Consider the following 26535-nt stretch of genomic DNA (forward strand, 5'->3'; position numbering starts at 1 on the left):
GACCCCCGACCGCAACGCAACCCAATCACTGTTAATGAAAGGCTATGGTCAAGCGACGTGTTCGAGTTGAATAACGCGATCAGGGACTACCACTGGGGATCCGATTCTGAGATCTCTGACTTGCTGAATCTGCCTGCGGAGATTACTCCGCAGGCAGAGATGTGGCTTGGTGCTCATCCTGGGTGCCCAAGCCGTCTGGCGGATGAAGATGTTGCGCTTAATGACTTCATCGCGCAAGACCCACAACACATCTTGGGTACTACTGTGGCCCAGCGTTTTGGCCGATTGCCATACTTGTTCAAAGTACTCTCGGCCACCCAGCCGCTATCAATCCAAACCCATCCAACGCTCAAGCAAGCTCAAGAACGTTTTGCCTCGGAAAATGCCAGTGGCAAGGCTTTGGATGCAGCTGATCGTAACTACAAGGATGACAATCACAAACCGGAGATGCTCTATGCGCTCACCGATTTTGTGGCTCTGTCTGGATTCCGTCAGCCAGCTCAAATCATCAAAGATCTACGCTTGGTATCCGGTGAGCTCCCAGCCAATCAGCTGGGTGAGGTCAAGCGGATCATCGGTCTGTTGCAAGGATCGGATCCTTTAGCCCAGACCTTTAAGCACATTCTCACCGCGGGTGAACCCGTGGCCCAAGCCGTTGAGCAGATCTGCGCAGCCATCGAGTCTTCGGCAAAGTTGAGCTCTAATATTCACTTTGCGGAGCTTGTCTCGATCAACAAGATCTACCCGAACGACCCGGGCGTACTTGTTGCTCTGTTGCTGAATTTGGTTTTCTTGGAGCCAGGACAAGCCATCAGTTTGGGTGCCGGAAACGTACACGCTTATCTGCGTGGACTCGGCATCGAGGTCATGGCCAATTCGGACAATGTATTGCGAGGCGGACTAACCAGCAAGCACATTGATGTTCCAGAGCTCTTGGACGTCACCATAGCCCAGCCCTCCCCCGCACCAATTCTGGAGCCGGTAGCGTTGGCTAACCATGACCGCTTGTACAAGCCAGAGTTTGAAGAGTTCCAGTTGCAGGTTCTGGATCCGACACAACCAGGCCAAGCATCGGATCTGCAATTGCACGGGGCCGCCATTATCTTGTGCACCGCAGGCGAATTCTTGATCAGAACCCAAGAAGGCCAACGGACAATTACCCGGGGCCAATCCTTGTTCATCACCGCTGCGGAACTACCAGCTTCAGCAACTCTCCAAGGTGATACTCGGGGCCAGCTCTTTGCTTCCAGCTCGCAGCTGGACTGACATCTCTGACACCAGCCGCTACGAACGTTGAGCGATTAAAGTCCTGCGGCCATGGACTTACGTGAGTCCATGGCCGCAGGTCTTTGTCTTACCTGGATTTAGCGGGTGTAAGCTTCCCACTTGTCCTGGTGGTGTTCGCCTTCAACGAAGCGGATGGTTCCGGACTTCGCGCGCATAACGATCGACTGGGTGCTGATGCGGTTGCCCTTGTAGCGCACACCGCGCAGCAGGTCGCCGTCGGTGATGCCGGTAGCTGCGAAGTAGCAGTTATCCGAGGTCACCAAATCGTTGGTGGTGAGAACGCGGTCCAACTTGTGGCCAGCGTCCAGCGCCTTCTGCTTCTCGTCATCGTCGGTAGGCCATAGACGTCCCTGGATGACACCGCCCAGTGCCTTGATAGCGCAGGCGGTCACAATGCCTTCTGGAGTTCCACCGATACCCATCAGTGCGTCAACACCCGTGCCTTCACGAGTTGCCGCGATAGCACCGGCTACGTCGCCATCCATGAGCAGCTTGGTGCGAGCACCAGCAGCACGGATCTCTTCGATCAACCCTGCGTGACGCGGGCGGTCCAAGATGGTGACGGTAATCTGGCTGATCTTCTTGCCTTTGGCCTTAGCGATCAGGTGCAGGTTTTGCTTCACAGGCAGACGTAGGTCAACTAGGTCTGCTGCTTCTGGTCCGGTGACCAGCTTTTCCATGTAGAACACTGCTGACGGATCAAACATGGATCCGCGGTCAGCTACTGCCAAGACCGAAAGTGCGTTGTTCAGGCCCAGGGCCGTTAAACGGGTTCCGTCGATTGGGTCAACGGCTACGTCGCACTCCGCACCGGTGCCGTTGCCAACTTCCTCGCCGTTGAAGAGCATTGGTGCTTCGTCTTTTTCGCCTTCACCGATAACAACAACGCCATTGAAGTTCACGGTGGAGAGCAGACCACGCATTGCATCAACTGCAGCGCCGTCTGCCGCGTTTTTGTCTCCGAAGCCAACCCATGGCGTGGAAGCGATAGCGGCCGCTTCTGTAGCGCGCACCAACTCCAGTGCTAGGTTGCGGTCCGGCTCCGCGTCGGTTAACGACAATCGCGGAGAAAGTTGGGCATAATTGTTCTTTTCGGTCACGAAAGATCCCATCACTGAGTCGTAGTCATTGCGCCTATGCAAACACTGACATTCTAGCTCTTTAGAAAATTACGTGACAGTTCATGTCGACGGTCCCTGCAACACATCAGCGTGGGCTTGGGCACGCAAGTTCGAATTACACAGACTCTTCAGGGAGAATAGAAGACGTGCAACTTGAGAACAACAACGGGAACAACGTGCCTGTCAACGAACCGCTGGATCAAAACGCCGAGCTAGATTCGGCCCCACGGCGCGATCTAAACGATCCCGAAGCTACCTTTGACGATCTTCCGTTCAAGCCACAGCTCACCGAAAAAGCCGCCAAGCGTGCCAATCAGACTTACAAGGGCATGATTCTTTCGGTCGGTTTCACCCTGGCGATTCTCATTCCGTTGATTCTTCTCAACCCGGCTCCTAAAGAACAAGCCTTTAAGAGCGATGTTAACCTGGCCCAGACTGCCGAGCAGACTGAATCCATCGCAGGATTCAAGATTTTTGCACCCGAGCTGGCCGAAGACGAGTACGCGAATTTTGCGCGTTGGCAGGCTAACAATGCCCAGGGCGTTCCGTACTGGGAATTTGGCGTTGTCTCCGATGACAAGAATTTTGTATGGGTTCGCCAAGCTGCCAAGGCCAACCAAACGTGGATCGCTTTGACCACGGACGCTGCCGTTCCTACGGGCACCAAAACAATTGGTGGCTGGAAGTGGGAAGAACGTGTGAAAGACAAAACTACCTACCTGATCGCAGAGCGCAAAGACTCGACTCTTATCCTTTCGACCGACACTTCCACCGAAGAGTTGGAGAACGTCGCAAAGTTGGCAGAATCGACGATGAATTAGTTCGCATTATGACTGCGACCTGACGCGACGAATTCGATATTCGAATTTGTTCCCGTAGACTTTAGCTTATGCCATCTGATTCAAATGCTCAGTCCCTGTCGCCCAACGAGGCATGGGAAAAACTCAGCGCCGGCAACTTACGCTTCGTCAATGAAGAGACCGAGCACCCCAATCAGGACAGTGCACGACGCCAGTCCTTGCTCACTGGTCAAGAACCCTATGCAGTGATTTTTGGTTGCTCAGATTCCCGACTTGCTGCTGAAATCATTTTTGATGCCGGTTTGGGTGACATGTTTGTGGTGCGCACCGCCGGTCACGTGATTGACCCGGCTAGCTTGGGCTCATTGGAATTCGCGGTTGAGAGCCTGAACGTCCCGTTGATTGTGATCCTTGGCCACAACTCCTGTGGTGCAATCACCAGCGCCATCAAGGTTAAAGAAACCGGCAACATGCCCAAAGGCTTTGTTCGGGACTTGGTTGAGCACATTACCCCATCGGTACTGGCCGCTGAGCGCAAGGGCATCACCGATGTAAACGGCACCGCCGTCGAGCACGTCAAGCAGACCACCGATCGTCTTGTTGATTTGTCCACCATCATTGCGCAAGCCATCGAAGAAGGCCGCACGGCAGTAGCTGGCGTGGCCTATCACTTGCACGACGGGCGAGCACAGCTGGTCTCCAGCTTGGGTCTGGACTAAGCACCCGAACACTGTGCAAACTGCCTTGTAGATCAACATTTATTCCCGATTTTCTGAAGCGTCACTGTGGGTTGTGATGTTTGCATCAGGGTCCTGTCTTTCGCCTGCCAAACAGGCGTAATCTGGGCGCATGACTAACAGTGACGATTTCCGCATTGAACACGACACCATGGGCGAAGTCCGAGTTCCAGCTCAGGCTTTGTATCGCGCACAAACTCAGCGTGCGGTGGAGAACTTTCCCATCTCAGGCAAAACCCTAGAGCCATCGCACATCAAGGCTCTCGCGCAGGTAAAAAGGCCGCAGCTGCCGCCAACCTCGCTTTGGGCGTCTTGGATGCCGAACGCGCCGAAGCAATTACCGATGCGGCCCAAGAAGTGGCCAGCGGTAAATACGATGCGCAGTTCCCTATTGACGTCTTTCAGACCGGCTCCGGCACCAGCTCAAATATGAACACCAACGAGGTTCTAGCTGAGCTTGCCACCCGCGCCTTGAAGGCCAAGAACAGCGACACCGAAGTTCATCCGAATGATCACGTGAACGCTTCGCAGTCTTCCAACGACGTGTTCCCTACTTCGGTACACGTGGCAGCTACCAGCGCATTGATCAACGACCTGATTCCAGCCTTGGGCCAGCTCGCTTCCTCGTTGGAGTCCAAGTCGACCGAATTCAAGGACGTTGTAAAGTCCGGACGTACTCACCTCATGGACGCTACCCCGGTGACTTTGGGTCAGGAATTTGGTGGCTACGCTGCACAGGTTCGTTACGGCGTTGAACGTATCGAGGCTGCCTTGCCACGAGTGGCCGAAGTTCCTCTGGGCGGCACTGCGGTGGGTACCGGCATCAACACCCCGGACGGTTTCCCACAGAAGGTCATCGAGTTCCTCCGCGAAGATACTGGCCTACCTATCACCGAAGCCCGCAACCACTTTGAGGCGCAGGCAAACCGTGATGGCCTGGTGGAAGCATCCGCCGCTCTTCGCACCATCGCAATTTCGCTGATCAAGATTGCCAACGACTTGCGTTGGATGGGCTCCGGTCCAAACACTGGTTTGGGTGAAATTGCCATTCCAGATCTGCAGCCAGGATCATCGATCATGCCGGGCAAGGTCAACCCAGTCATCTCTGAAGCCACCATTCAGGTTGCGGCTCAGGTGATCGGCAATGACACCGCTATCGCCTGGGCCGGAACGAACGGTGCCTTTGAACTGAACGTCGGCATTCCAGTGATCGCCTCGAACCTGCTTGAGTCAATTCGTTTGCTCTCCAACACCACTAAGGTCATGGCTGAGAAGATGATTGACGGCATCAAAGCCAACGTTGAGCGTGCTCGATTCTTGGCCGAGGCCTCACCATCGATCGTGACACCACTGAACAAGTTGATTGGCTACGAGAACGCCGCAAAGATTGCCAAGAAGGCCGTTTCCGAAGGGCTGACAGTGCGTGAAGCTACCGTCGCTTTGGGCTTTGTCGAGCGTGGCGAAGTCACCGAAGAACAGCTAGATCAGTTGCTCGATGTTTCCACCATGGTTGGTAAGCACTAATCAGGGATTTCATGGGGTTTCGCGTCGAACTGGCGCGGAGCCCCATTCTTGATTACAAAACATTTGTTTGCCGCAGTATTGCAAGTCAAACTGTATAAATGAACGATGAAAACCGGACTTCCAACCGGTATTTGCTGACGCCTAATTCGGCGCAATGGTCTTCGCTTCCCTTGCGTCGCTCAAGGCGATTCGCCGGTAATGTCGCGCTTGCCATCTTGGCGGCAACCCTGCTGGGCATTTTCCTTGGCTTCAAGCATTGGCTTGATGGTGACGTGCCTTCGTGGACGGGTGAGTACCGGCTGCTCGACATGTTGGGGCTCTCCAGCATTTCACTGATTATGGCCACGGCCATGTTCGGTTGGTTTTTCGCGCGCTACATGGTGTTTCTAGCCCCGCTATTTCTAGGCTACGCGGCAACGCTTCACACTTTGGATAGCAGCGCTGAGGCACCTTTCTGGTGGCTCGGAGCCCTTACCGCCCTGGCGTGGGGACTATACGATCTAGGTTCACTCGTCCATCAGACGAAGCAGGTCGGCAACCTAGCCCAGGCTCTCAGCGGCAGCAAGACTGTTGCGCTGACTGAAGATTCACGCGACGACTTACGCTTTAGTGCCTTCGTAGATGTCGCATTGGCCGCCGTATGGTTCGGCCTTGCTGCTGCAGGCTGGTGGTGGACTTTCAAGGTGTTCGCCGACGAAAAAGGTGCCACCGCAGCACAGATCGAAGAAACATCTTATGCCGACTTCATTGCAGCGGCATCAGTAATCGCCACGGCCTTTGGCCTATTGCTACTTCTTAGAGCAGTCACCGGGTGGTGGGCACGATCCACAGTCGGACTACACGTCTGGCGTATTCCTCTGCTTCAGGGGCCATTGGTTGACTTTGGCTCACTGCAGGGGGTGCCCACCGGATGGGTATCTAATGACCCTAAGCATGCTGTTGCCCGTTGCATCTGCACTGCTGAACTTGTTCAGATGTACCCGCACGATGCTGAGGAAATCCGGGAAAGTCTTGACGTTGTTGCCAGCCCTCATTGCCCAATTCACGGCATTGATGCCATCAATTCAATGAGCCCGACTGAGTTTACGCACGCTGCTGATCAGGCATGGCTCTGGGCGGCAGAATCGCCGTGGCCTTCACGAAATGGTCAGGGGTCAGGGTCAACGGTAGTTCTAGGCTTCACTGGGGCTGCGTTTACTGGCTATTACGCATCAATCGATAAAGACGGCCGAGTGGATACTGGTGAAGATTCGGACCGCGCCGAAGAATTCATAGGCCAGCAGCTTGATGAGCCTGAGGCACTTTCGGCACCTCCCCTGGGAGGCATCGACAAAATTGACCTTCATGGCTCAGGCTTCTCCGGTTTCGCAGTGCGCTACAAGCATTCGAGGGCTTGGTTTGTGGCAGATGAAACTCCAGCGGATTCTGATCAATCTACAGATTGATCCAATAACGTCGAACTGAATCGACCGAACCAAAGCGTGGCCCAACCTCGCTGAGAGGGCGAATTTCTTCGAGTACTCCCCGCTGGATTCAATGGTGCGAGCGGAGCCGATGTTGGAGTCACTACAGGTAATCAGTACTTTCGAGAGACCCAGTGCTCGCGCTTGCTCCAATGATCCGGCGAGCGCAAATTTGGCGAGCCCTCTTCGTCTGGCGCTAGGGCGAATGCCGTAACCGATGTGGCCGCCGACTTCCAACAAGTAGTCATTGCCTAACTCGTGCCTCAAGCTCACGGCACCTAAGTATTCGCCGTTTTCCACGACCCATAGCGTGCTTTGCGAGACGAATCCCGGCAGGGGTGTGAAATCCGGCTTTGCCAAGTCATTGAGCAACTGCACCCAATGCTCAAAATCAGTGCGGTCAGCCAAGTCCCAGCCATACTTTTCGGCGAAGAAGACTGAGGCGCCATCTTGGTCGACGCCGTTCCATTCGGCAGTACTTTGCATAAATGATGCATGGAGTTCAGGACTTGGTTTGCGCAGTTCTATTTGGGCCATAACCCAACCCTATGACACCAAGACTATGAGCTGTTTTCGGTGACCCTGAAGGCCACAATGTTGCAGATCACATAAGTTGCACCCTCGTTCCCATAGTGCAATACTGCACTATATGAACAATAGTGCAACAAGCGAAACTGAGGTACCTTGCGGGGCACCAACGCTTAGCGATCGCATGCAAAAACCAAAACGGCCATCACCCGCCACTGTCGCGAGTTGACCGCAGATCTTGGATTTACTGGGTTCACTATTGAAAATGTTTGCGAACGCGTAGGCATATCGCGTCGCACCTTCTTCAACTACTTCCCCAGCAAGCTTGATGCCGTCTTTGGCCATGAATCCGATGCTTTGCCAGAGGGAAGCATTGAACGTTTTATGGCCGCACGTCCTGAAGGCATTGAAGGAATCTCCCCAACATTGCTGGCCGACTTGGTGGAATTAGTCCTTGAACGACTAAGCATCGATGAGAACGAGATCGTGAGCACTCACGGGTTCTTCACCATGGCCCACCGCGAACCGGAGCTACTCCAACACATGGTTCAGACCGGCCCGAAAAAAGAGGCAAAGTTCCGTGAGCTCATCGCTTCGCGTGAAGGAGTGGATCCCCAAGATCCACGACTCAGCAGCCTGATGCACATCCTGAAACACACCATGCTTCAAGCTATCGATGCCTACGTTGCAGGATCCGGGAAACGCTCACTTAGCGAAGAATTCCTGAATTTGATGTCCCAAGTTCAAAGCATCATGGGCCAGCAGCTACGTCGCACCAACGACTAAAAACTTTTCGCACAAAATCTCGCAAGGATAAACATGGCTACAACCGTTAGTTCCCGGAAAACCCCGGGCGACGCGCCACTGGTATTAACTCAGCGGCGCATCTGGATCATCTTCTCGGCCCTGATCGCAGGCATGCTCCTGTCCTCACTGGACCAGACCATCGTTTCCACCGCGATGCCAACCATCGTTGGCAAGCTCGGTGGCGTTGAGCACCAGGCCTGGATCACCACTGCCTACTTGCTGGCAACCACTATCGTGATGCCGATTTATGGCAAATTTGGCGACGTCCTTGGGCGACGCAATCTGTTCCTAATCGCTATTGCCCTGTTCACCTTGGCATCGGTTGGCGCAGCCTTCTCCACCACCTTCTGGATGTTCGTGATTTTCCGCGCCCTTCAAGGTCTGGGTGGCGGTGGCTTGATGATCCTGTCGCAGGCCATCATCGCTGACATCGTTCCCGCTTCCGAGCGTGGCAAGTACATGGGTCCACTAGGTGGCATCTTCGGCTTGTCCGCAGTCGCCGGCCCACTGCTGGGTGGATTCTTCGTTGACCACCTCACTTGGGAATGGGCTTTCTACATCAACATCCCTGTTGGTATCGCCGCTTTCGCCATTGCATGGTTCGCACTGACCCTGCCAAACAAGAAGGCCGAAAAGAAGATTGACTACTTCGGTGTCTCTACTGCTGTCGATTGCAACTACCTGCTTGATCTTCTTCACCGACTTCGGTGGATCTGCAACCCACGGTTGGAACGCACCGGAAACCTGGGCATGGGGCGCAGGACTGGTTGTTGCTGCTTCGTTGTTTGTCTTTGCTGAAGCCAAGGCACAAGATCCAATCATCCCGCTGAGCCTATTCAAGAACCGGGTCTTTATTACCGCCACCGCCATCGGCTTCACCTTGGGTATTGGCATGTTCTCGGCTATTGCCTTCGTGCCAACCTTCCTGCAGATGTCCTCGGGCACCTCGGCTGCGGTATCCGGCTTGCTGATGGTTCCAATGATGGTCGGCATGATGGGTACCTCCATCTACTCCGGTATCGCAATCTCCAAGTCCGGTCGATACAAGGCGTACCCAATTGCGGGCACCCTGGTGACCATCGTGGCACTGCTGGCTTTCACCACGCTGACTGCTCAGACCCCACTGTGGCTGATCTGCGTTTACCTCTTCGTATTGGGCGCCGGCATGGGTCTGATCATGCAGGTTGTTGTCCTGGTGGTACAGAACGCGGTGGATCCCGAGATGATCGGTACCGCAACCTCGACCAACAACTACTTCCGTGAAGTTGGCGCTTCGCTCGGTGTTGCGATCTTCGGTGCACTATTCACCAACCGCCTCTCCGAGAAGCTGATGGACGTGTTCTCCGGTGCTGGCGCCAGCGCTGCCGAAGCTGGTCAAGCAACTTCGTCCTTGGACCCACAAACACTTTCCTCGTTGCCTCAGGCACTGCGTGACGGCATCGTGGATGCCTACGCAGGTTCGTTGGCTCCAGTGTTCTGGTACCTGGTTCCATTCCTGGTTGTCGCGTTTGCTTTGGCACTGTTCCTCAAGCAGATTCCACTGTCCGACACCGCCGGCATGGTGGCTCGTGGCGAGGCTATCGGCGGCGAAGAAGCAATCGCTTACGAAGAAGCCCACCTCGTACAGCACACTGATTCGGTTGACCCGGCCTTAGAGGCCGAAGGCTCTGTCCTCGTAGCTGAAAAGCCAACAGGCGAAGCCGATAGCGACATCAAATAAGACTGCCTTAGCCTGTAGCTAAAGCGTCGAAAGGCAGCTGGGGTGCGAACCATTATTGGTTCGCACCCCAGCTGCCTTTTCTTTGTCTCTACGCGAAGTAACCACCGGGACGCGGATCCAGCGCCCACGCCAAGGCTCGTTCGTGAAGTGGAGGTAGTTTTGGACGGTCCGCTAGGTCGAAGTAACCCACTTCAAGGTTTTCATCATCGTTGATTTTTGCCTTTCCAGAAACGTGGCGTGCTCTAAAGACGATATCTAGATACTGGGCGTGATCCCCATTGGGATAAACGGTCGGGGCTGTCACCCCAACACCAATCAGATCCGTAACTTCGCACGATACCCCGGTCTCTTCTAAAACCTCTCGCGCAGCCGACAACGATGGTTCTTCGCCGGGGTCAATGATTCCCGCTGGCAGGGTCCACAACCCGTTATCCGCGCGACGAACCAACAGAACTTTATTATCTTGGAAAACCACGACTTTCACCCCCGAGAGCCAAAGCATTTCGTGTCCAATATGCGTACGAAGACTAGTGATGAATTCCGGAGTTGCCATAATTTCATCGTGCCACAAGCAGCACCGCTAAGGCGCCAATGATCATGAACGGTCCGAAAGGAACAGCTGATTTTAAGGTCAGCCTTCTAGCAATCACTCCCCCAAGAACCCACAGCGTAGAGAGCACAAAAGTTACCAGCGTGGCCAGAAACAAGGACGCCAACGAATAGTAGCCAAGATTTATCCCGAGAACAGCGGCAAGTTTTACATCTCCCATGCCCATTGCTCCTAAGGACACGACACTGATCAACAGGTAGGCGCCACCAAGTAAGACCAGACCCAGGACCCCTTGCACGATGCCCAACCCATCGCCGCGTGCGATGCCCAAACCTACGATCACTAGGGTGCTGGCTACCAGCCAATAGCCCACCAGCCGGTTGGGTAAACGGTGGCTGGAAATGTCCTCCTTTGATAACAAGAATCCAAAGATCACAAAGCACAGCAACTGGAGCGCAACTAGGACGCCGATGACCGGTCCTTCGTGGGATACGCTCCAAATCTCTGACATGTAAAGAGCATAGGCAACTTCTGCGCCCAGTGGGAGAAGGAGATTGCCCTTGTGAATAATAGGGACACTTCTACAATTGAAGTATGGACGTACCATCAGCTCCGCTTTACTTCCCCGGCCATCCGGTTCCCGATTCGGCCACCCGGCGAAGGTACCGCGCGCTGGCTCGTTCGGCCCCTTGGCTGAGCACTTCAATAAACCTAGAAATTCAGGTGCCAACGCAGCTGGCGCAACAGCAACTCAATTTGGCCGGCACCGTCACGGTAAAAATCCGTGGGCGCGAAGCAATCGCTGTGCACAGCGCTGAAGGCGAACTGCTCTTCCAAAAGGAAACTTTCAGCGCGCAACGAAGCCGCGGGTACGTGGCATCCACCAACGCTTCCTGGCAGTTGCCTTCCGAACTTAGCACTCCAGTGTTCACCGCAGATCAATTGGTCCTTCGACGACCTGAAATCTCCGGGTTTGGCACGCTGCTGCCAATAGAGTACTGGCAAGCAATTCTGGATCCAGTAGAACTTGCTGGCGCTGAACCAGCTTCGCTGGATTTGGCTTTTGATCACCCGACGTATATCCATGAGGCCGTCGAGCTGATCCATGAGGGTCGCCCTGCACTAGCCGCCGTGCTCAGCGCCGGACATACTTATCAACCTGCAGTCGCCCACTGCCCACTCGTGCCAGAAAACACCCGCACCTTGGTGGTCTTAGATCAGCACACGGGAATTTGTCTGCTGCGAAAGGTAATAACTGAGGATGGTTCGGCCCCGGTTGCTCCCGATCTAACGGCTAGAGTCATTGCGCAAGACGAGTACTACATCAATTCTCAGTTCCAGAAAGTTCACTGGCTAGATCAGCCGACCGTCAATCCCTAAGGTTCTCGAACCCTAAGGACCCCGTTCCACAGCTCGCAATAGCGTGGGCTCCCCCTGTCCCGTTATTCTTTGAGACAGGAGGAGCCGGAGAACTATCGACGGTTAGGGAAGAGTTGGCGAGTCCAGCATTTGGGTCACCAACGCAGCGATAGCAGAACGTTCAGATCGAGTCAGCGTTACGTGGCCGAACAGCGAGTGGCCCTTGAGCTGCTCCACCACCGCGGCGATACCGTCGTGTCGTCCAACATGCAGGTTGTCGCGCTGGGCCACATCGTGGGTCAACACCACTTTTGAATTCTGACCGATGCGCGAAAGCACCGTGAGCAGCACATTGCGTTCCAGTGACTGAGCCTCATCAACGATGACATAAGAGTCATGCAGGGAACGGCCTCGAATGTGCGTGAGCGGAAGGACCTCGAGCATGCCACGTTCCATGACTTCATCGATGGCGTTCTTTGACACGATTGATCCGAGAGTATCGAATACCGCTTGCGCCCAGGGGCCCATCTTCTCACCTTCGGAACCGGGCAAATAGCCTAGCTCCTGGCCGCCCACGGCATACAGCGGACGGAACACCGTGATCTTACGATGTTCTCGACGCTCCAGCACCGCCTCCATGCCGGCACAGAGCGCCAGCGCTGACTTACCGGTACCGGCGTTACCACCGAGGGATACAATCCCCACCGAAGGATCCATGAGCAAGTCCAATGCGATGCGCTGTTCTGCGCTGCGGCCATGTAGTCCAAACGCTTGCTGGTCTCCGCGAACCAATTTCAACGTGGTGGCGTCGGTCTTGCGAGCCAAGGCGCTTCCGCGCGTTGAAGTGATGACAAAACCGGTATTGATCGGCGCATCAGCGACGGCTTTAAGGTTCAAGAGCTGTTCGTGCTCATAAAGCGTCGCCATGGATTCTTCGTCAAGCTCCAGCTGTTCAATGCCGGTCCAACCGGTGGAGGCGATCAGCTCGTTGCGGTACACCTCTGCGTGCAGACCCATGGCTGATGCTTTGATTCGCATCGGCAGATCTTTGGTCACTAGGGCAACGTCGAGACCGGAATCCAAGAGGTGTTTTGCCACGGCGAGAATACGGGCGTCGTTATCTCCCGAACGCATTCCTACCGGAAGCACGTCAGGGGCAATATGGTTTAGTTCAATGCGCAGCGTGCCACCGGAAGAAGAGACGGGAACCGCTTGGGCGAGTCCGCCGTGGTTGGCAATCAAATCATCAAGCAGGCGCAAGGCTTGACGGGCAAAGTAACCCAGCTCAGGGTCTTTGCGTTTCTGTTCCAACTCGGTGACCACGGTTAATGGAATCACCACATGGTGCTCTTCGAAGTGGAACATTGCTTTCGGATCTGAAAGCAAAACCGAGGTGTCAATGACGTAGGTTCGTACACCTTGTTCGGCAGTTCGGCTCATGGCAGCGCACCCAATCTCGAATCCGGCGTGAGGAATTTCCCCACGCGTCAGTGGGGAACCCCAACACCGGATGTCCAAGGCGTTTCCGGCAGTGGTACCGGCTTGCGCTGCTTTTGGTCATCTAGTGCGGAACCCTTCAGTCAGCTAGGGCTTGATGCCCCGGCCTTATGAACACCATAGACCTGTGAAGGTCACCATTAAGCAACAGCTGGGTAACGATTATTTTAACTCTGCGCGCTGCACAAAGATTTGACACGCTAAACCGAGAAAGAAACTAGGCGCCGAATCGGCGTTGGCGATCCGCAAAGTCGCGCAAGGCTCGCAGGAAGTCAACACGGCGGAAGTCAGGCCACAAGGCTTCGCAGAAGTAGAACTCTGAGTACGCACTCTGCCAGGTCAAGAATCCGCTCAGGCGCTGCTCACCGCTGGTGCGGATAACCAAGTCTGGGTCTGGCTGACCTTTGGTATACAGGGCCGATTCGATGTCGTCGGTGGACAGGTTTTCGGCCAGCTCTTCGATGGTGCGTCCGTCATGGGCGGCCTGCCCCAAGAGCTCTTTAAAAGCATCCAAGATTTCACGGCGTCCGCCATAACCGATGGCCACGTTCACGTGGACACCAGTACGGTTTGCGGTAATGGTTTCCAAGGCGGACAGCTTCTGAGCCAATTGAGGTGGCAGCAAATCCTTGGCGCCAACCTGTTGAACTTTCACCCGGTTGGTTTCGCCCAGTCGATCCAGGGTTCCACCGATGACCTCCAAGAGGTCTCGCAGTTCGCTGGCCTCGCGGTTCAGATTGTCGGTGGAGAGCATGTAGAGCGTGACCATCTTGATGTTGAGGTCTTCGCACCAGTCCAGGAATTCAAGAATCTTGTCTGCTCCGGCCTGATGACCGGCCATGGTGGGCGAACCGGCAAGCTTGGCCCAGCGCCGGTTGCCATCGACCATAACCCCGATGTGGTGAGGGAGCTTGTCGGCAGGCAGTGACTTCGCCAAGCGCCGTTCGTAGTAACGATACGCAAGGTTGGGAAGCTGCACCGTGGCACTGCCTTTCAATCGATTCAAAAAGTCTAGGTTCTAAATCTACCGCGAATCACTCGTTGCTTTGCGGATCTTGCAATCCCAGCAGTCCAAAGACACTCCTCGCTCACCGTTTTTTCGCCTAGTTGTTGTGGCTCACGCGCAGCAGCTCCAGTAGATCTTCAATGGATTCAACCGGCATTTGGCACAGTTCTTCACGGCAGGGTTGAATCTTCAGTGTTGAGCCTGAACCAGCGAGCTGCGGATCGTGATGGGCATTGAGGTCTAGGGCCCAGGCGATCTTGCGCGCTTGCGCAGCTTGAGGACCTTCCCAGTCGGAGAGTCCCACGTAGTGCACGGTGCTAGAGATGATGTTCTGGACTTCTAGGGCGGTAGCTACCTGGGTAGGCGCGTCAGCAGCCAACGCTGCAGCGTGGGCGCTTAGCTTGCGTGCACGTTCTAGTTCTTCTGCATGGGTTTGGGAGTATTCTCCCTTGGCCATGGCCCTAATTGCATGCATGGACAACGCCTTGGCATAAAGCGCTCCGGCTGCTGGCAACGCATCGTCAAGCACGCTCACGGAGGCAACATCACTGCGTTGCGCGGTAATGCGCTCATCAGCTTGAACGCTATCGCGTGGCACTCCAGATTCCGGATCCACAAAATCCTTGGCCCGTACTAATAACTGTCCTGCTCGTTCGGACCATTGGTCATCTTTCGTAGCTTGTCCCAGGGCCAGGAAACCAACAGCTAAAGCGGCATAGTCTTGCAGGGTTGCTTCGTTGCCGGTGGCCGCATGCGACGCAAAACTTACCCGCGCTAGACGTTGGGTGGATGAATCCCATTGTGTTTGCCACACACTATTTCCAACTTGCTTGGCCAGTTCTAATGCTTCTGAATCATCAAGCAGTACGGCGGCATCGCACAATGCTTGAATGGCTAGCCCGTTCCAGCCAGCGATGATTTTCTCATCACGGACCGGCCTGATGCGTGAGGTGCGCATATTGCGTAGGGCAGTTATCAGCTCGGTGATCACAGCTTGCTCGCCAGGCTTTGGCATTCTGGCGAAGGAGAAGCAGAAGTGCTCGGCGTCCTCGGCGATAGGCGCAAAACGGATCAGCCCCTGAGGCAAAACCTGCGTCAGCGATGAAGTGACGCTGTTGATCTCTTCGCGGCTGTAGCTGTAGTAAGCGCCTTCAACTTGGGCGCCATCTCGGGTGGAATCCGCGTCCAGTGAGGCGGCAAAGGCCGGTGCTGAAGTGGAATCTACCAGCAGTTCTTCCTTGAGGAACGTGATAATTCCCCGCGCGCTGCTTGCCGCCAGTGTTGCTAGCGCTTGTGCACGAGGGGCCGATTCGCGCTGCGTATTCGAGGCAACTTCTTTGGCCAGCACCGCGCTGCGCGCAGCTAGCGAAAGCAAGCCAGCATTGTCGTAGAGCATCTTTTCAAAGTGTGGGACCGACCAATTTTCATCCACACAGTACCGGGCGAATCCGCCATCAATATGGTCTTGTAATCCGCCCAAGAAAATTGCTTCAAGGTGAGTTGCTACGGCGCCAAAGGCGTCTTCGGCGGTGTCTGGACGGGTAAAGACCGAACGCCACATGGTCTTCAAAGCCCAGGTGGGAGGGAACTTAGGCGCAGGCGTAAATCCGCCTTCAGGATTTGTTGCAGCCAGCCAGCGTTCGGTGGCAGTGCTCAGTGCCTGCGCCGCTGGTTCTGCAGATTCTAAGGACAGCAACGCACTCTGCCGGGTACCAAGTTCAGCTAGGTGATCCGCGAGCATCTGGGCTTGTTCTTCTAAGCCCTCGCGCTTGGATTCCCACGCTTGGTGCACAGCATCAAGTACTTGCCTGAAGCCAGGAGTTTTGCCGCGCTGCTGTGCTGGGTAATAAGTCCCAGCGTGCACCGCGCGTCCATCAGGCATAGCGAAGATGGTCATAGGCCAGCCACCAGCACCGGTGAGCGCTTGGGTGGCCATCATGTACGTGTCATCCACCAAGGGGTGCTCTTCACGGTCCACCTTGATGGCCACAAAATTTTCGTTGAGTAATTCAGCGATTTGGGGATCGTCAAAAGATTCGTGGCTCATCACATGGCACCAGTGGCACGCGGCATAACCGATGGAGAGCATCACTGGTACATCGCGCAACCGAGCCTGTTCAAAGGCTTCGTCCCCATAAGGGAACCAGTCCACTAGTTGATGCGCATGTTGTCTAAGATATTGGCTGGCAGCGCCAGCGAGTCGTTGAGCCACGCAATAATGCTATCGCGCAGCTCACACAACTGTTTACCGCTCTTCGCTGGTCTTAGGGGCGATCGGCTCTTCAGGCTCCTGAAGTTTGCGTTCGTTGCCCTTGGTAACCATTTCCTGCTGCTTGGCTTCAGCTTCCGAGGTGTAGCGCACCCGGCGAACACGGCGAACCATGTCACGGATCAGGAAAATCACTGCGATGACCATGACCGCGGTGAAAATAAATCCAAGGAATCCGGGACCGTAGTCGCTACTGGTCTCCGTGCCCAATTTGGTGGTCTCGGAGGCTACTGCGAAGGACGCGAAAATCGTATTCACGATATACGGACAACTCTTTTCTACAACTGGGAAGTGCTTAGTGCTATCTTAGTCCGGCAAACAGGTCCGACTCGGGCAACTCGGTAGCCACCTTCGAAGAGATCAAGGTGTAATCCTCCCACGGCCAGCGCTCTGCGTACACATGTTCAGGGACCGCGAAGAAGAAACCCTCCGGGTCAATCTGGGTTCGGTGAGCCAGCAACGCTTGATCACGCTGCGAGAAAAAGTCTGCGCAGTGAATCTGAGTAGTGGTCGTATGTGGTGAAACCCACTGGAACATCTGGTTATCTTCATCGGTTTCCCACTGCGCAACACGTTCTGCGTACGGGGACTCGATGCCGGCCTCGACCATCGCGTAGTGCAATGCGCGGAAACGGTCCGGTGCAAAAGCACGGTCGTAGTACAGTTTGCCTACCGACCATGGCTCCCCCAGTTCTGGGTACATCTCTGGGTTATCGGCATGCTCAAATGCGAAGGTTGCCACCTTGTGGCTGTGGATGTGATCCGGGTGCGGGTAGCCACCGTTTTCGTCATAAGTAGTGATGACATGTGGACGGAATTCGCGGATCAGCTTAATGATGCCAGCGGCAGCCACCTCCACTGGTTGTAGCGCAAAAGCGCCAAAGGGAAGTTCCGGTAGCGGGTCACCTTCAGGCAGGCCGGAGTCAACGTAGCCGAGCCAGCGGTGCTTAATGCCCAGCACCGAAGCGGCTTCTGCCATCTCGGTACGGCGAACCCCTGGTAGATCGCGGTGCGCGTGAGCCAACTCGCCTGCAGCTGCATTAAGAATGTCGCCACGTTCGCCGCCTGTGCAGGAAACGACCATGACCTCAGCGCCGGCGTCAACGTAGGCAGCCATGGTGGCAGCGCCCTTCGAAGATTCATCATCCGGGTGCGCGTGAATCGCCATGAGACGCAAACCTTGCGATGGGGCAATTTTCTTCACGTTGTGAATCTCCACTTATCTACTTTCCTTCGTCACTATGCTGCACAGTCGAAAATATTGATGACTGTCCACCACTCATAACAACTGATACTCGACTGCCGGTTATTCCCGATTCAGCTCAGGCGGTAAACTTGTCGAAGGAACCAACATACGGCATTCCCTGTTCAAATGCCGCCAAGGCATATAGAGAGTGGTGCAAGACAAGCAATGTCTGATCCAAGCTTAACGGCTCGCTACAACAACCCCAAGAAACGCAACCTCAGCAAACGAGCACGTAACTGGCTTATTGGCGCTGCGCTGAGCATTGGTGTTGTTGGAGCTGCATACGTCGGGTTCAATAACTACAGTGCCATCACGGCTCAGGACGTGAACTTTGAGGTTGTTTCTCCAACCTTGGCCAAGAGCAGCATCGTCGTTGAGTACAACTCCAAAGATCGTGTTCAGTGTGATATCCGGGCCATGAACGAGTCCAAAGCTGTTGTCGGTTACAAGACCGTGTTGCTTGATCCGGGCGAGCAGTCAGGCGTGATCAAACAGCAAATCGATGTTGACCTTCATACCGACAACCTTGCGGTGACATCCGGTGTTGAATCCTGCTATAAGGTTCCGCAGAACTTCAAGGGTTAATATTTCTGCCAGTTCATTCCCTAATAGCTGAACCTATTGGGCTTAAAGCGTTTTGGCGACTACTATCGTTGAAAAGATACGTTTTGCCCCGCATCGGTGAATGAGCCAGCTTCGAACTGTTTCATGCAGCTGGCGGGGTCTTTGCTTGCAACGCTAGAACAACGCAAGCCCGCAAAACTGTACCGAATTCGACTTCGTCGACGCCACCGCACTGGTGGCGTTCGGCTTTTGTGGCTCTTTGAGCCCCAATGGCCGCCGCGAAGTCCTAACTGACCAAAGGAAGTACAACGTGAGCACCAACAGCAACGAACCTGTCGTTTGGCTGACTCAGGAAGCCTTCGACCGCCTCCAGACCGAATTGACCTTCCTCTCCGGCCCGGGACGCGCCGAGATCGTTGCGCGTATCGAGCAGGCCCGTTCCGAAGGTGACCTCAAGGAGAACGGTGGCTACCACGCCGCTCGTGAAGAGCAGGGTAAGGCCGAAGCACGCATCCTGTACCTCAAGGACCTACTGCGTCGCGCCAACGTTGGCGAAGCACCTGCCGATGATGGCATCGTTGAACCAGGCATGATGGTTGTTGCCAACATCGCTGGTGACGAGACCTCATTCCTCTTCGGTTCCCGCGAAGTTGCTGGCGACACCGATCTGGAAGTTTACTCGGAGCAGTCGCCTATCGGCGTAGCCGTTCACGGCGCCAAGGTTGGCGACAAGCTTTCCTACGTGGCTCCAAACGGCCGAGACATCAAGGTCGAAATCATCTCGGCTAAGCCTTACCAAGCTTCCTAATAAAGCTAATAAGCACAAAGTCCACGGGCCGCTAACTCAATTGAGTTAGCGGCCCGTGGACTTTTATGCGTTGAGATTAGCCGACTGATCCGCCGGCGTTGTTAGTGATCTGTGGATCAAATCCCTCGGCACGAAGATTATTGAGCACTGCCTTGGAATGTTCGTGTCCCTTGGTTTCCAGATCAATGGTGATGGCCACGTCGCCCATGGACAACGAGCCACCGATACGGGTGTGGTCCAGGCGCGTCACGTTGGCATCTGATTCAGCGATGATACGCGAGATCTGAGCCAGCGCGCCGGGACGATCCGGAAGCATCATTCGCACGGTCAAGAATCGCCCGGCCGCCGACAGACCACGCTGAATAACCTTAAGCATCAGCAACGGATCGATGTTGCCGCCCGAGAGGATCACCGCGGTGGTCGCTGGATTGATTCCATGTTCTTCCAGACGGTTCTCCAGCAGCGCGGCAACACCCACGGCACCAGCTGGTTCAACCACCAGCTTGTTGCGTTCTAACAGGACCACCAAGGCGCGAGCTAGTGCGTCTTCAGATACTGTCACCACATCATCAACAAGTTCCTTGATGATGGTGAACGGCAGTTGCCCTGGCTTGCCCACTGCAATGCCGTCAGCGATAGTGTGCACGGTATCCAGCGGAACTAATGCGTCAGCTGCCAGTGACGGTGGGTAGGCTGCAGCATTTTCTGCCTGCACACCAATCACCTTGATGGTTCGTCCCAGTTCTCGCGCTTTTTCCTTCAACGCAATGGCTACACCGGCAAGCAGACCGCCACCGCCGACGCCCATAAGAACCGTTTCCACTTCTGGAAGTTGTTCTAGTAGCTCCAGGCCGATGGTTCCCTGGCCGGCGATGATGTCCGGGTGGTCAAAGGGGTGAACAAATACTGCGCCTGATTTATCGGCGAAGCGCTGGGCTTCGGCCAGTGCTTGGTCCACGGTGTCTCCAAAGAGCACTACTTCCGCACCGTGATCGCGAGTGGCGGTGAGCTTGGGCAGTGCAACTCCACGAGGCATGTAGATACGAGCCTTGATACCCAGCTGGCTGGCGGCCTGCGCTACGCCTTGGGCGTGGTTACCGGCGGAAGCTGCGACAACACCGCGTGCTTTCTCTTCATCGCTGAGTTTGGACATGCGAACGTAGGCGCCTCGCACCTTGAAGGATCCGGCACGCTGCATGTTTTCGCATTTGAGGAAGACTTCGGCACCAATGTGCTGGGACAGTACCCTGGAATGCTCCACAGGGGTCAAAGCAATAACTGGCTTCAAGACCTGGGCAGCGGACTCGATGTCGGCCAGGGTGATTGGCAACTTAGTTTCTGTGGTCATGGCTTAGTCCTCGTCTGATGTCTGCTCAGGATGCCGGGTCTCCGGCGAAGTTGGTGGTTGGGTTGACGCAGGCTTTGGCGGTGGAGTCGCTGCTGCATCTTGTGCTGGTGGCTCGGTTATGGGTTGAGTTCCATAGTGCTCTAGCACTATCGGATCACTCTCCCAAGCTCTGGCCGAAAGGTATTTGACGACGGCGTTGACTACAGCCAACAGCGGTACTGCGAAGAGCGCACCGGGGATTCCGGCCAGCATGGTGCCGCCGGCTACTGCCAGCACAACTGCCAGTGGATGCAGGCTTACTGCCTTGCCCATGATCAATGGCTGCAGAACGTTGGACTCCGCCTGCTGTACTAGCAGGACCACCGCGAGCATGATCAGTGCGTTCACCCAGCCGTTGGCTACCAGGGCCAGCAGCACTGCCAAGGCGCCGGTAATCAGTGCACCAACTACCGGGATAAAGGATCCGATGAAGACCAGTACGCCCAGTGGCAATGCGAGCGGAACGCCAAGGAACAACGCACCGAGCCCAATACCGATGGCGTCGATGAGCGCCACGAGCATTTGCACTCGTACGTAACTGACCAAAGATGCCCATCCGCGGGTCAGCGCTCCGTCCATGGCTGGACGAGCGCGTCGTGGCAAAAGGTTGATCAGGAACAGACCGATTTTCCGGCCGTCGAGTAGTAAGAAAATCAGCACAAAGAGTGCCAGCAAGGTTCCGGTGAGGAATTGGCCAATGAAAGATGTCCAACCCAAAGCTTCGCTCAGGATGTTGGTAGCGTTGCCGCGCAGCTGGGCGATCATGTCATCGATGACGCTCTGCAGGTCTGCGTTGGTCAGCTTCAGCGGACCGTTAAACAGCCAGTCTTGGACCTGCTCGATACCAAATAGGGCTTGGCTCCACAGGGCGTTAAAGCCAGAGGTCAGTTTCTGTCCGGCCATGGATAGCCCGGCGATCACCAAGGCTAGGAAGCCAATGAGCGTAATGCCCACGGCTAGTCCACGCGGTACTGCCATTCGTCGGTTCAACGCATTGACCACCGGCGAAAGTAGGCCGGATAGAAGGGCAGCGACAAGGACGGGAATCACTAGCAGTGAGATCTTCGAAAGCGCCCAGACAAGCACACCGAGTGCCGCCACAATGATCAAGAAGCGCCAAGCCCAGCTCGCTGCCAAACGTACGGCATACGGCATATCTTCAGCGCTCTTAAAATCTACAGTTTCAGCGCGGGGCTCTGCAGTTTTTTCTGCGATCCTGCCCGGAAGGGTGACGCGTATGCGTCGTAAACGTTCCAACCGGCTACTCTTCATGCGTCTACGCTACCGCGTTTAAAACCTAGCTTCTTGATCCATGTCGGAATTGTGACAAAAAACAAGGACCAGTGCCCGATTTGGGCACTGGTCCTTGAATTCGGATTCAATTTGGTTAATCGTCGCCACGCAAGATGGCCAGAATGCGCAGAATCTCGGTGTAGAGCCAGATGAGGGTCATCGTCAGGCCGAAAGCACCTCGCCAAGACATGATGGCTGGAGCACCCTGGTTGGACAGTTCCTCGATCATGGTGAAGTCAGAAACCAGTGCGTAGGTCGCCAGCAAGACGGCGACAACACCGATGACTAGACCAAGTACGCCACTGCGCATGCCGAACATTCCGTCAACAACACCGGTCATCGAGAGAACCATGTTCAGCAGCGAGAAGACGATAAGACCGATCATGCCGACCATGAAGATCTTGTTCAGCTTTGGAGTCATACGGTACTTACCTGAGCGGTACAGCGCCAAGGTGACACCGGCAACGCAGATCGTTGCCAAGACAGCCTGGATGGCAATGCCTTCCATACCCGGACGGTGTTCCAGAACGCTAGATAGTCCACCAAGGAACAGACCCTGAGCAGCCGAGTACAAAAGAATCAGCACTGGCGATGGGCGCTTCTTGAAGATGTTAACCAGGCCAAGAACAAAACCTACGAGGGCACCTGGCAGCATGAGCGCTGGCATGATCCAACCGGCTGCTGCACCGATGACAACAAGTGCAAGACAGAAGATGGTCTTGTTGATGGTGTCGCCGATAGTCATTCGACCAGTATCAGCACTGGTCGCTGCAGGCTGCTGGTACATGTTTTGCAGCTGGTCGGCACTCATATTTGCATTGTCACGGAAGCCAACAGGACTTCCAGGCTTGGTTCCCCAAGCGTCAGATTGGCTCTTTGAACCAAATACCGGGTTGCTCAACGTCATTCCCCCATAGGTTGCGATTGTGCAGACTCGCAGAAAGCGAGAGTTCGTTGCTGTCAATCCTATTGAGCATTACTGTGAAATGGCTCAGTCGGAAGGATGATATTGGCTGTTTTCTCGCGGAAAAACTACTCTCTGAGCGATATTCTTGAAAGTTCTAGCAAACAACCATCAAACAGTTCATGAAATAGAACTGCGAGGCCGCACGGGAAGATTCGCGAACCGAGTGTGCTCACACTGTGCTCACATTGCGCCCACTTACCTGTCTCTGGAAACAGCAAAGACCGCTACTGCCCTGTGTTTACAAGGATGTAGCGGTCTTATTGTGTGGTGCCCCCAGCGAGACTCGAACTCGCAAGCCTTTCGGCAGCTGATTTTAAGTCAGCCGTGTATGCCAATTCCACCATGGGGGCAAGACTCTCAAATCTTACGTGATCTCGAAAGCAAATATAAAATCCACAATTCGCACGTGCGCGAGGGCCGAATATTCGGCCCCTCGCAACGTAGTCGATCAGCTAAGTCTGAAGCTTACTTCTTTGGCTTAGCCGACTCTTCGAAAGCAGTGCGTGGTGCTTCAAGGTTGTTCAGCTGCAGGCCGTCGCGCTTGAAGAAGATTGCAACTAGCCAGTCGCCGACAACGCGGAACTTGCGCTCGAAGGTTGGCATGGCCATACCGTGGTAACCGCGGTGAGCCATCCATGCTGGCCAGCCCTTGAGCTTGATGCCAACAACCTTGGCAACACCCTTGTTGCGACCGAAGCCAGCAACTGCGCCGAGGTTTGAGTGCTTGTATTCCTTGATGGTGCCAACGCCGTAGCGAGCAGCATAAAGGTTCTTTGCCAACAGCTTTGCCTGACGTACGGCGTGCTGAGCGTTAGGAACGCAGGTTCCGTCTGGCAGGCCGCCGGTGACGTCCTTGACTGCCGAGATATCGCCAGCTGCCCAGGCACCTTCCAGTGGATCGCCGTTGGCGTCCTTGACGCGCAGGTCGGTGCGGGTCTCGATGCGGCCGCGCTGCTCGATTGGGAAGTCGGTGGAGCGAACCATTGGGTTAGCCATAACACCGGCACACCAGATCAGGGTGTCTGCGCCGAATTCGCCAGCGGAGGACTTGTCGCCCATGTTGATCAGCTCAAGGTTGCCGTCCACTGCGCTGTTCAGCGAGGTGTTCAGCAGTACCTCTACGCCGCGGCTACGCAGGTGTTCAACAACCCACTCAGCCTGCTCTTCGGTAACTTCTGGCATGATGCGACCCATGGCCTCAACAAGAACGAAGCGAGCTTCCTTCTGGTCAACGCGGTCGTTGAGCTTGATCAGGTCGCGAGCCATATCTTCAAGCTCGGCAATGGTTTCGATACCTGCGAAGCCGCCACCAACAACAACGAAAGTCAGTGCGCGCTTGCGGGCTACTGGGTCAGTCATGTTCGAAGCGGACTCGATGCGCTCGGCAACCTTGTTGCGCAGTGCGACAGCCTCTTCGATGGTCTTCAGACCAATGCCGGTCTCAGCAAGACCGGTGATTGGGAAGGTACGAGTGACGGCGCCAGCCGACATAACAACGTCGGTGTATTCCAGCTCAAACTGCTCGCCGTTGACTGGAGCAACTACTGCCTTCTTGTTGGCGTGGTCGATGCTCAGCACGCGACCGTTAACAAGTTCGGAGTGCTTCAGGTGCTGGCGGTGCGAAACCACAACGTGGCGTGCTTCGATATTGCCACCGGCAACTTCTGGCAAGAATGGCTGGTAAGTCATGTATGGGTTCGGGTCAACAACGGTAACGATACCGCCGTGGGCCTTGACCTTCTTCTGCAGTTTCATCGCGACGTAAAGGCCAACGTAGCCACCGCCGACGACAAGAATGCGTGGACGCTTCTGGGAGGATTCGATGATCGACATACTCTTGATTCTACGCGGATATTCCGAGTTAGTGAAAACATTCACTAGCAATTTCCGTCAGATGCGTCACGCTTACTTCATGAACTTGCCTTCGAGTACTTCAGCCAGCAAATCTGTATCCAAGCCACAACACAAATGGGAACGAAACCGCGAGGTTTCGTTCCCATTTTTTAGTCTCTGCTATTTTTCGTCTTCGGGGATGTCATCAAAAAGATCGTGATCCCCTGCAGACTTACCAACCTTCAAGGAGCTCAGCGATGCCGAAGCTGCACTTTCGGTATATCGTTCGCGGCGTTTACGGAGCAAGGTTTGAATCCCGCCAGCCAGGATCACCAGAACCAGTAATGCCGCACCACCGATGATAATCAGTGGCTGCAAAATCGGAGTAGATTGCTCGGGCTGAATCGGAGTCGGAGCGGCTACCTGCTTAAGCGCGGACTTTTCCATTGAGACGCCAGGTGCTGGAGCCTCGGTGGTGTCCGACGCGTTGCGGCGATGCACTCGAATCCATTCTTCAATGGTGCCCAGTGGATTTTCGGATACCGAAGGCACATTGTTGTTCACTGCCGCATTGGCATTGATGATTCCGTAGCCATACAGGTTGTCCACCCCAGGGGCTCCAGTATCCCGTGCAGTCTTCAGGATCCGGTTAATGACATCCGGAGCCTTCATATCTGGGTACTTTGAGCGGATCAGGGCTGCCACTCCGGCAACCAGCGGAGCTGCACCGGAGGTACCAGACCAGCGGGCGTAACCATTGTCCGGCAGGCCACCCACCAGCTGTTCGGCAGGAGCCGCTACACCAATGGAGATGCCTTCAGTGGAAGAATCCTGGGACGCTTTGCCGCTTTCATCCACACCGGCCACGGTCAGCACACCCGGAATTGTCGCAGGCGCACCTACCTGGCTCATGCCCCCGGAACGGTTACCGGCGGCGGCCACAATAACAACGTCGTGGTCTTCAGCGTATTTGAACGCATCGTCCCAACTTTCGGGCCAGGCTGGGCTGGTTGAGCCCAAGGACATGTTGATGACCTTGGCCCCGTTATCTACCGCCCACTTCACAGCGCGTGGAATCTGCTCTTCAACAGGGATGTTGGCAGGGTTGCCTTCACCCATCCACAGCGAAACGGACAGTAGCTTCGATTCCGGGGCTACACCCAGTACACCGTCGCTGCCGCCGCTTGGTTTCGGAACCTCTTCATACTCAGGCTCTTTGGGGATTTCAACCTTTTCGACGTCGTCTTTTTCGTCGTCTTTGGCCTCGTCTAGGCGCTTTTTGTTCTCGTCTTCGGCAGACTTCTTAGATTTTTCCCACGCTGCTTTGAGGCGTTCGTTTTCGGACTTGACCTTGGTGATCTCGCTTTTGTTGTTGCCGCGTCCGGCAAGCAGGGTCGCGACAAGGGTGGCGTGTTCACTCATGACGCCAATTGGCTTGTTGCCTTTTTCGTCGCCAGCGCCCGACATGTCCACTCCCCTGCGACGGCCCCCTTGAGGTCCGTATGCGAGGTATCGATGCCTGTGTCAATCACGGCAACCTTGACGCCCTCACCTTTGGTGGTCTGTTGCGCGTCATTCACTTCAAGCGAATTCAACCAGTACTCAGAATCTCGCATGTCGTCAGCGTGGGCTGGGGTGAGCCCGGTGAGCATAGCTAAAGTGAGTATCGCAACGACAAGTGCGGAGCCACATTTTTTCAGGCTCGCATTGTTCTTGGCGCGCAGAGCTGAGCTCAAGAGATCTCTCCTTGGTCGGTTCCGAAATTGCGG

23 protein-coding genes, 1 tRNA gene and 2 pseudogenes are annotated in these 26535 nt (G+C 55.2%); 10 read left to right on the top strand and 16 right to left on the bottom strand.

Annotated features, from left to right (window positions below):
• Window positions 1-57 precede the first annotated feature (57 nt).
• Window positions 58-1266 (top strand): mannose-6-phosphate isomerase, class I, encoded by a 1209-nt coding sequence (manA, locus tag N6V40_RS15970; RefSeq protein WP_262198210.1) that lies wholly within the window; start codon window positions 58-60, stop codon window positions 1264-1266.
• Window positions 1267-1364: 98 nt separating this feature from the next.
• On the opposite strand, the gene glpX is transcribed toward manA, so the two are convergent.
• Entirely contained in the window at window positions 1365-2399 is a 1035-nt protein-coding gene (gene glpX / locus N6V40_RS15975) for a class II fructose-bisphosphatase (RefSeq protein ID WP_131090374.1), read from the bottom strand.
• Window positions 2400-2554: 155 nt separating this feature from the next.
• Between glpX and N6V40_RS15980 the strand changes: the two genes are divergently transcribed.
• The 4 genes and pseudogenes from N6V40_RS15980 (at window position 2555) to N6V40_RS15995 (ending at window position 6914) form a co-directional block, all read left to right on the top strand.
• Window positions 2555-3229 carry a DUF4245 domain-containing protein gene (locus N6V40_RS15980; RefSeq protein WP_262198212.1) on the top strand — a complete coding sequence of 225 codons (675 nt, stop codon included), beginning with the start codon at window positions 2555-2557 and terminating at the stop codon, window positions 3227-3229.
• 68 nt (window positions 3230-3297) lie between these two features.
• Complete coding sequence (locus N6V40_RS15985; protein WP_131090176.1) at window positions 3298-3927, top strand: carbonic anhydrase; 630 nt, start codon at window positions 3298-3300, stop codon at window positions 3925-3927.
• Window positions 3928-4057: 130 nt separating this feature from the next.
• Window positions 4058-5469, top strand: a pseudogene (locus tag N6V40_RS15990) (class II fumarate hydratase).
• Between the two features lie 98 nt (window positions 5470-5567).
• On the top strand, window positions 5568-6914 hold the full coding sequence (locus tag N6V40_RS15995) for a hypothetical protein (RefSeq protein ID WP_262198213.1): 1347 nt from the start codon (window positions 5568-5570) through the stop codon (window positions 6912-6914).
• Here the strand turns inward: N6V40_RS15995 and N6V40_RS16000 are convergent.
• Window positions 6819-7469, bottom strand: a complete 651-nt coding sequence (locus N6V40_RS16000) for a GNAT family N-acetyltransferase (RefSeq protein ID WP_262198214.1) — start codon at window positions 7467-7469, stop codon at window positions 6819-6821. The genes N6V40_RS15995 and N6V40_RS16000 overlap by 96 nt on opposite strands.
• A 216-nt stretch (window positions 7470-7685) precedes the next feature.
• Between N6V40_RS16000 and N6V40_RS16005 the strand changes: the two genes are divergently transcribed.
• Window positions 7686-8246, top strand: coding sequence for a TetR/AcrR family transcriptional regulator (locus N6V40_RS16005; RefSeq protein ID WP_262198215.1), 561 nt, complete (start codon window positions 7686-7688; stop codon window positions 8244-8246).
• A gap of 33 nt (window positions 8247-8279) precedes the next feature.
• A pseudogene (locus tag N6V40_RS16010) lies at window positions 8280-9987 on the top strand (MDR family MFS transporter).
• Window positions 9988-10075: 88 nt separating this feature from the next.
• On the opposite strand, the gene N6V40_RS16015 reads toward N6V40_RS16010, so the two are convergent.
• A complete protein-coding gene (locus N6V40_RS16015) occupies window positions 10076-10540 on the bottom strand; it encodes an NUDIX hydrolase (RefSeq protein ID WP_131090183.1) in 465 nt (154 codons plus the stop codon).
• A gap of 4 nt (window positions 10541-10544) precedes the next feature.
• Complete coding sequence (locus N6V40_RS16020; protein ID WP_165477365.1) at window positions 10545-11048, bottom strand: prepilin peptidase; 504 nt, start codon at window positions 11046-11048, stop codon at window positions 10545-10547.
• Window positions 11049-11131: 83 nt separating this feature from the next.
• Between N6V40_RS16020 and N6V40_RS16025 the strand changes: the two genes are divergently transcribed.
• Entirely contained in the window at window positions 11132-11917 is a 786-nt protein-coding gene (locus N6V40_RS16025) for a hypothetical protein (RefSeq protein ID WP_131090185.1), read from the top strand.
• A 102-nt stretch (window positions 11918-12019) separates the two neighbouring features.
• On the opposite strand, the gene N6V40_RS16030 is transcribed toward N6V40_RS16025, so the two are convergent.
• The 5 genes from N6V40_RS16030 to mca form a co-directional block, all read right to left on the bottom strand.
• Window positions 12020-13336, bottom strand: a complete 1317-nt coding sequence (locus tag N6V40_RS16030; protein ID WP_131090186.1) for an RNA 5'-3' helicase PhoH2 — start codon at window positions 13334-13336, stop codon at window positions 12020-12022.
• A 274-nt stretch (window positions 13337-13610) separates the two neighbouring features.
• Window positions 13611-14372: an isoprenyl transferase gene (locus N6V40_RS16035; RefSeq protein ID WP_131090375.1), complete on the bottom strand. Its 762-nt coding sequence runs from the start codon at window positions 14370-14372 to the stop codon at window positions 13611-13613.
• Window positions 14373-14496: 124 nt separating this feature from the next.
• Entirely contained in the window at window positions 14497-16611 is a 2115-nt protein-coding gene (locus N6V40_RS16040; protein ID WP_262198216.1) for a thioredoxin domain-containing protein, read from the bottom strand.
• Window positions 16612-16644: 33 nt separating this feature from the next.
• Window positions 16645-16926 carry a hypothetical protein gene (locus N6V40_RS16045; protein WP_262198217.1) on the bottom strand — a complete coding sequence of 94 codons (282 nt, stop codon included), beginning with the start codon at window positions 16924-16926 and terminating at the stop codon, window positions 16645-16647.
• Window positions 16927-16969: 43 nt separating this feature from the next.
• Window positions 16970-17836: a mycothiol conjugate amidase Mca gene (gene mca / locus N6V40_RS16050; RefSeq protein ID WP_131090376.1), complete on the bottom strand. Its 867-nt coding sequence runs from the start codon at window positions 17834-17836 to the stop codon at window positions 16970-16972.
• 243 nt (window positions 17837-18079) lie between these two features.
• Between mca and N6V40_RS16055 the strand changes: the two genes are divergently transcribed.
• A complete protein-coding gene (locus tag N6V40_RS16055; protein WP_165477366.1) occupies window positions 18080-18499 on the top strand; it encodes a DUF4307 domain-containing protein in 420 nt (139 codons plus the stop codon).
• Between the two features lie 289 nt (window positions 18500-18788).
• On the top strand, window positions 18789-19286 hold the full coding sequence (gene greA / locus N6V40_RS16060; protein WP_131090190.1) for a transcription elongation factor GreA: 498 nt from the start codon (window positions 18789-18791) through the stop codon (window positions 19284-19286).
• A gap of 76 nt (window positions 19287-19362) precedes the next feature.
• Here greA and ilvA read toward each other — a convergent pair whose 3' ends face one another.
• From ilvA to N6V40_RS16095, 7 genes are all read right to left on the bottom strand, one after another.
• Complete coding sequence (gene ilvA, locus N6V40_RS16065) at window positions 19363-20634, bottom strand: threonine ammonia-lyase (RefSeq protein ID WP_131090191.1); 1272 nt, start codon at window positions 20632-20634, stop codon at window positions 19363-19365.
• Between the two features lie 3 nt (window positions 20635-20637).
• Window positions 20638-21945 (bottom strand): AI-2E family transporter, encoded by a 1308-nt coding sequence (locus N6V40_RS16070; protein ID WP_262198218.1) that lies wholly within the window; start codon window positions 21943-21945, stop codon window positions 20638-20640.
• 115 nt (window positions 21946-22060) lie between these two features.
• Complete coding sequence (locus N6V40_RS16075; protein WP_131090193.1) at window positions 22061-22873, bottom strand: Bax inhibitor-1/YccA family protein; 813 nt, start codon at window positions 22871-22873, stop codon at window positions 22061-22063.
• Between the two features lie 325 nt (window positions 22874-23198).
• Window positions 23199-23283: transfer RNA gene (locus tag N6V40_RS16080), tRNA-Leu, on the bottom strand.
• 115 nt (window positions 23284-23398) lie between these two features.
• Window positions 23399-24766, bottom strand: coding sequence for an NAD(P)/FAD-dependent oxidoreductase (locus N6V40_RS16085; protein WP_131090194.1), 1368 nt, complete (start codon window positions 24764-24766; stop codon window positions 23399-23401).
• A gap of 180 nt (window positions 24767-24946) precedes the next feature.
• Window positions 24947-26188, bottom strand: coding sequence for a S8 family serine peptidase (locus N6V40_RS16090; RefSeq protein WP_262199764.1), 1242 nt, complete (start codon window positions 26186-26188; stop codon window positions 24947-24949).
• Complete coding sequence (locus tag N6V40_RS16095; protein ID WP_262198219.1) at window positions 26185-26502, bottom strand: S8 family serine peptidase; 318 nt, start codon at window positions 26500-26502, stop codon at window positions 26185-26187. Before N6V40_RS16095 ends, N6V40_RS16090 begins: the two co-directional genes overlap by 4 nt.
• Between the last annotated feature and the right edge of the window lie 33 nt (window positions 26503-26535).

The sequence above is a fragment of the Glutamicibacter sp. M10 genome, assembly GCF_025452055.1.
Classification (GTDB): domain Bacteria; phylum Actinomycetota; class Actinomycetes; order Actinomycetales; family Micrococcaceae; genus Glutamicibacter.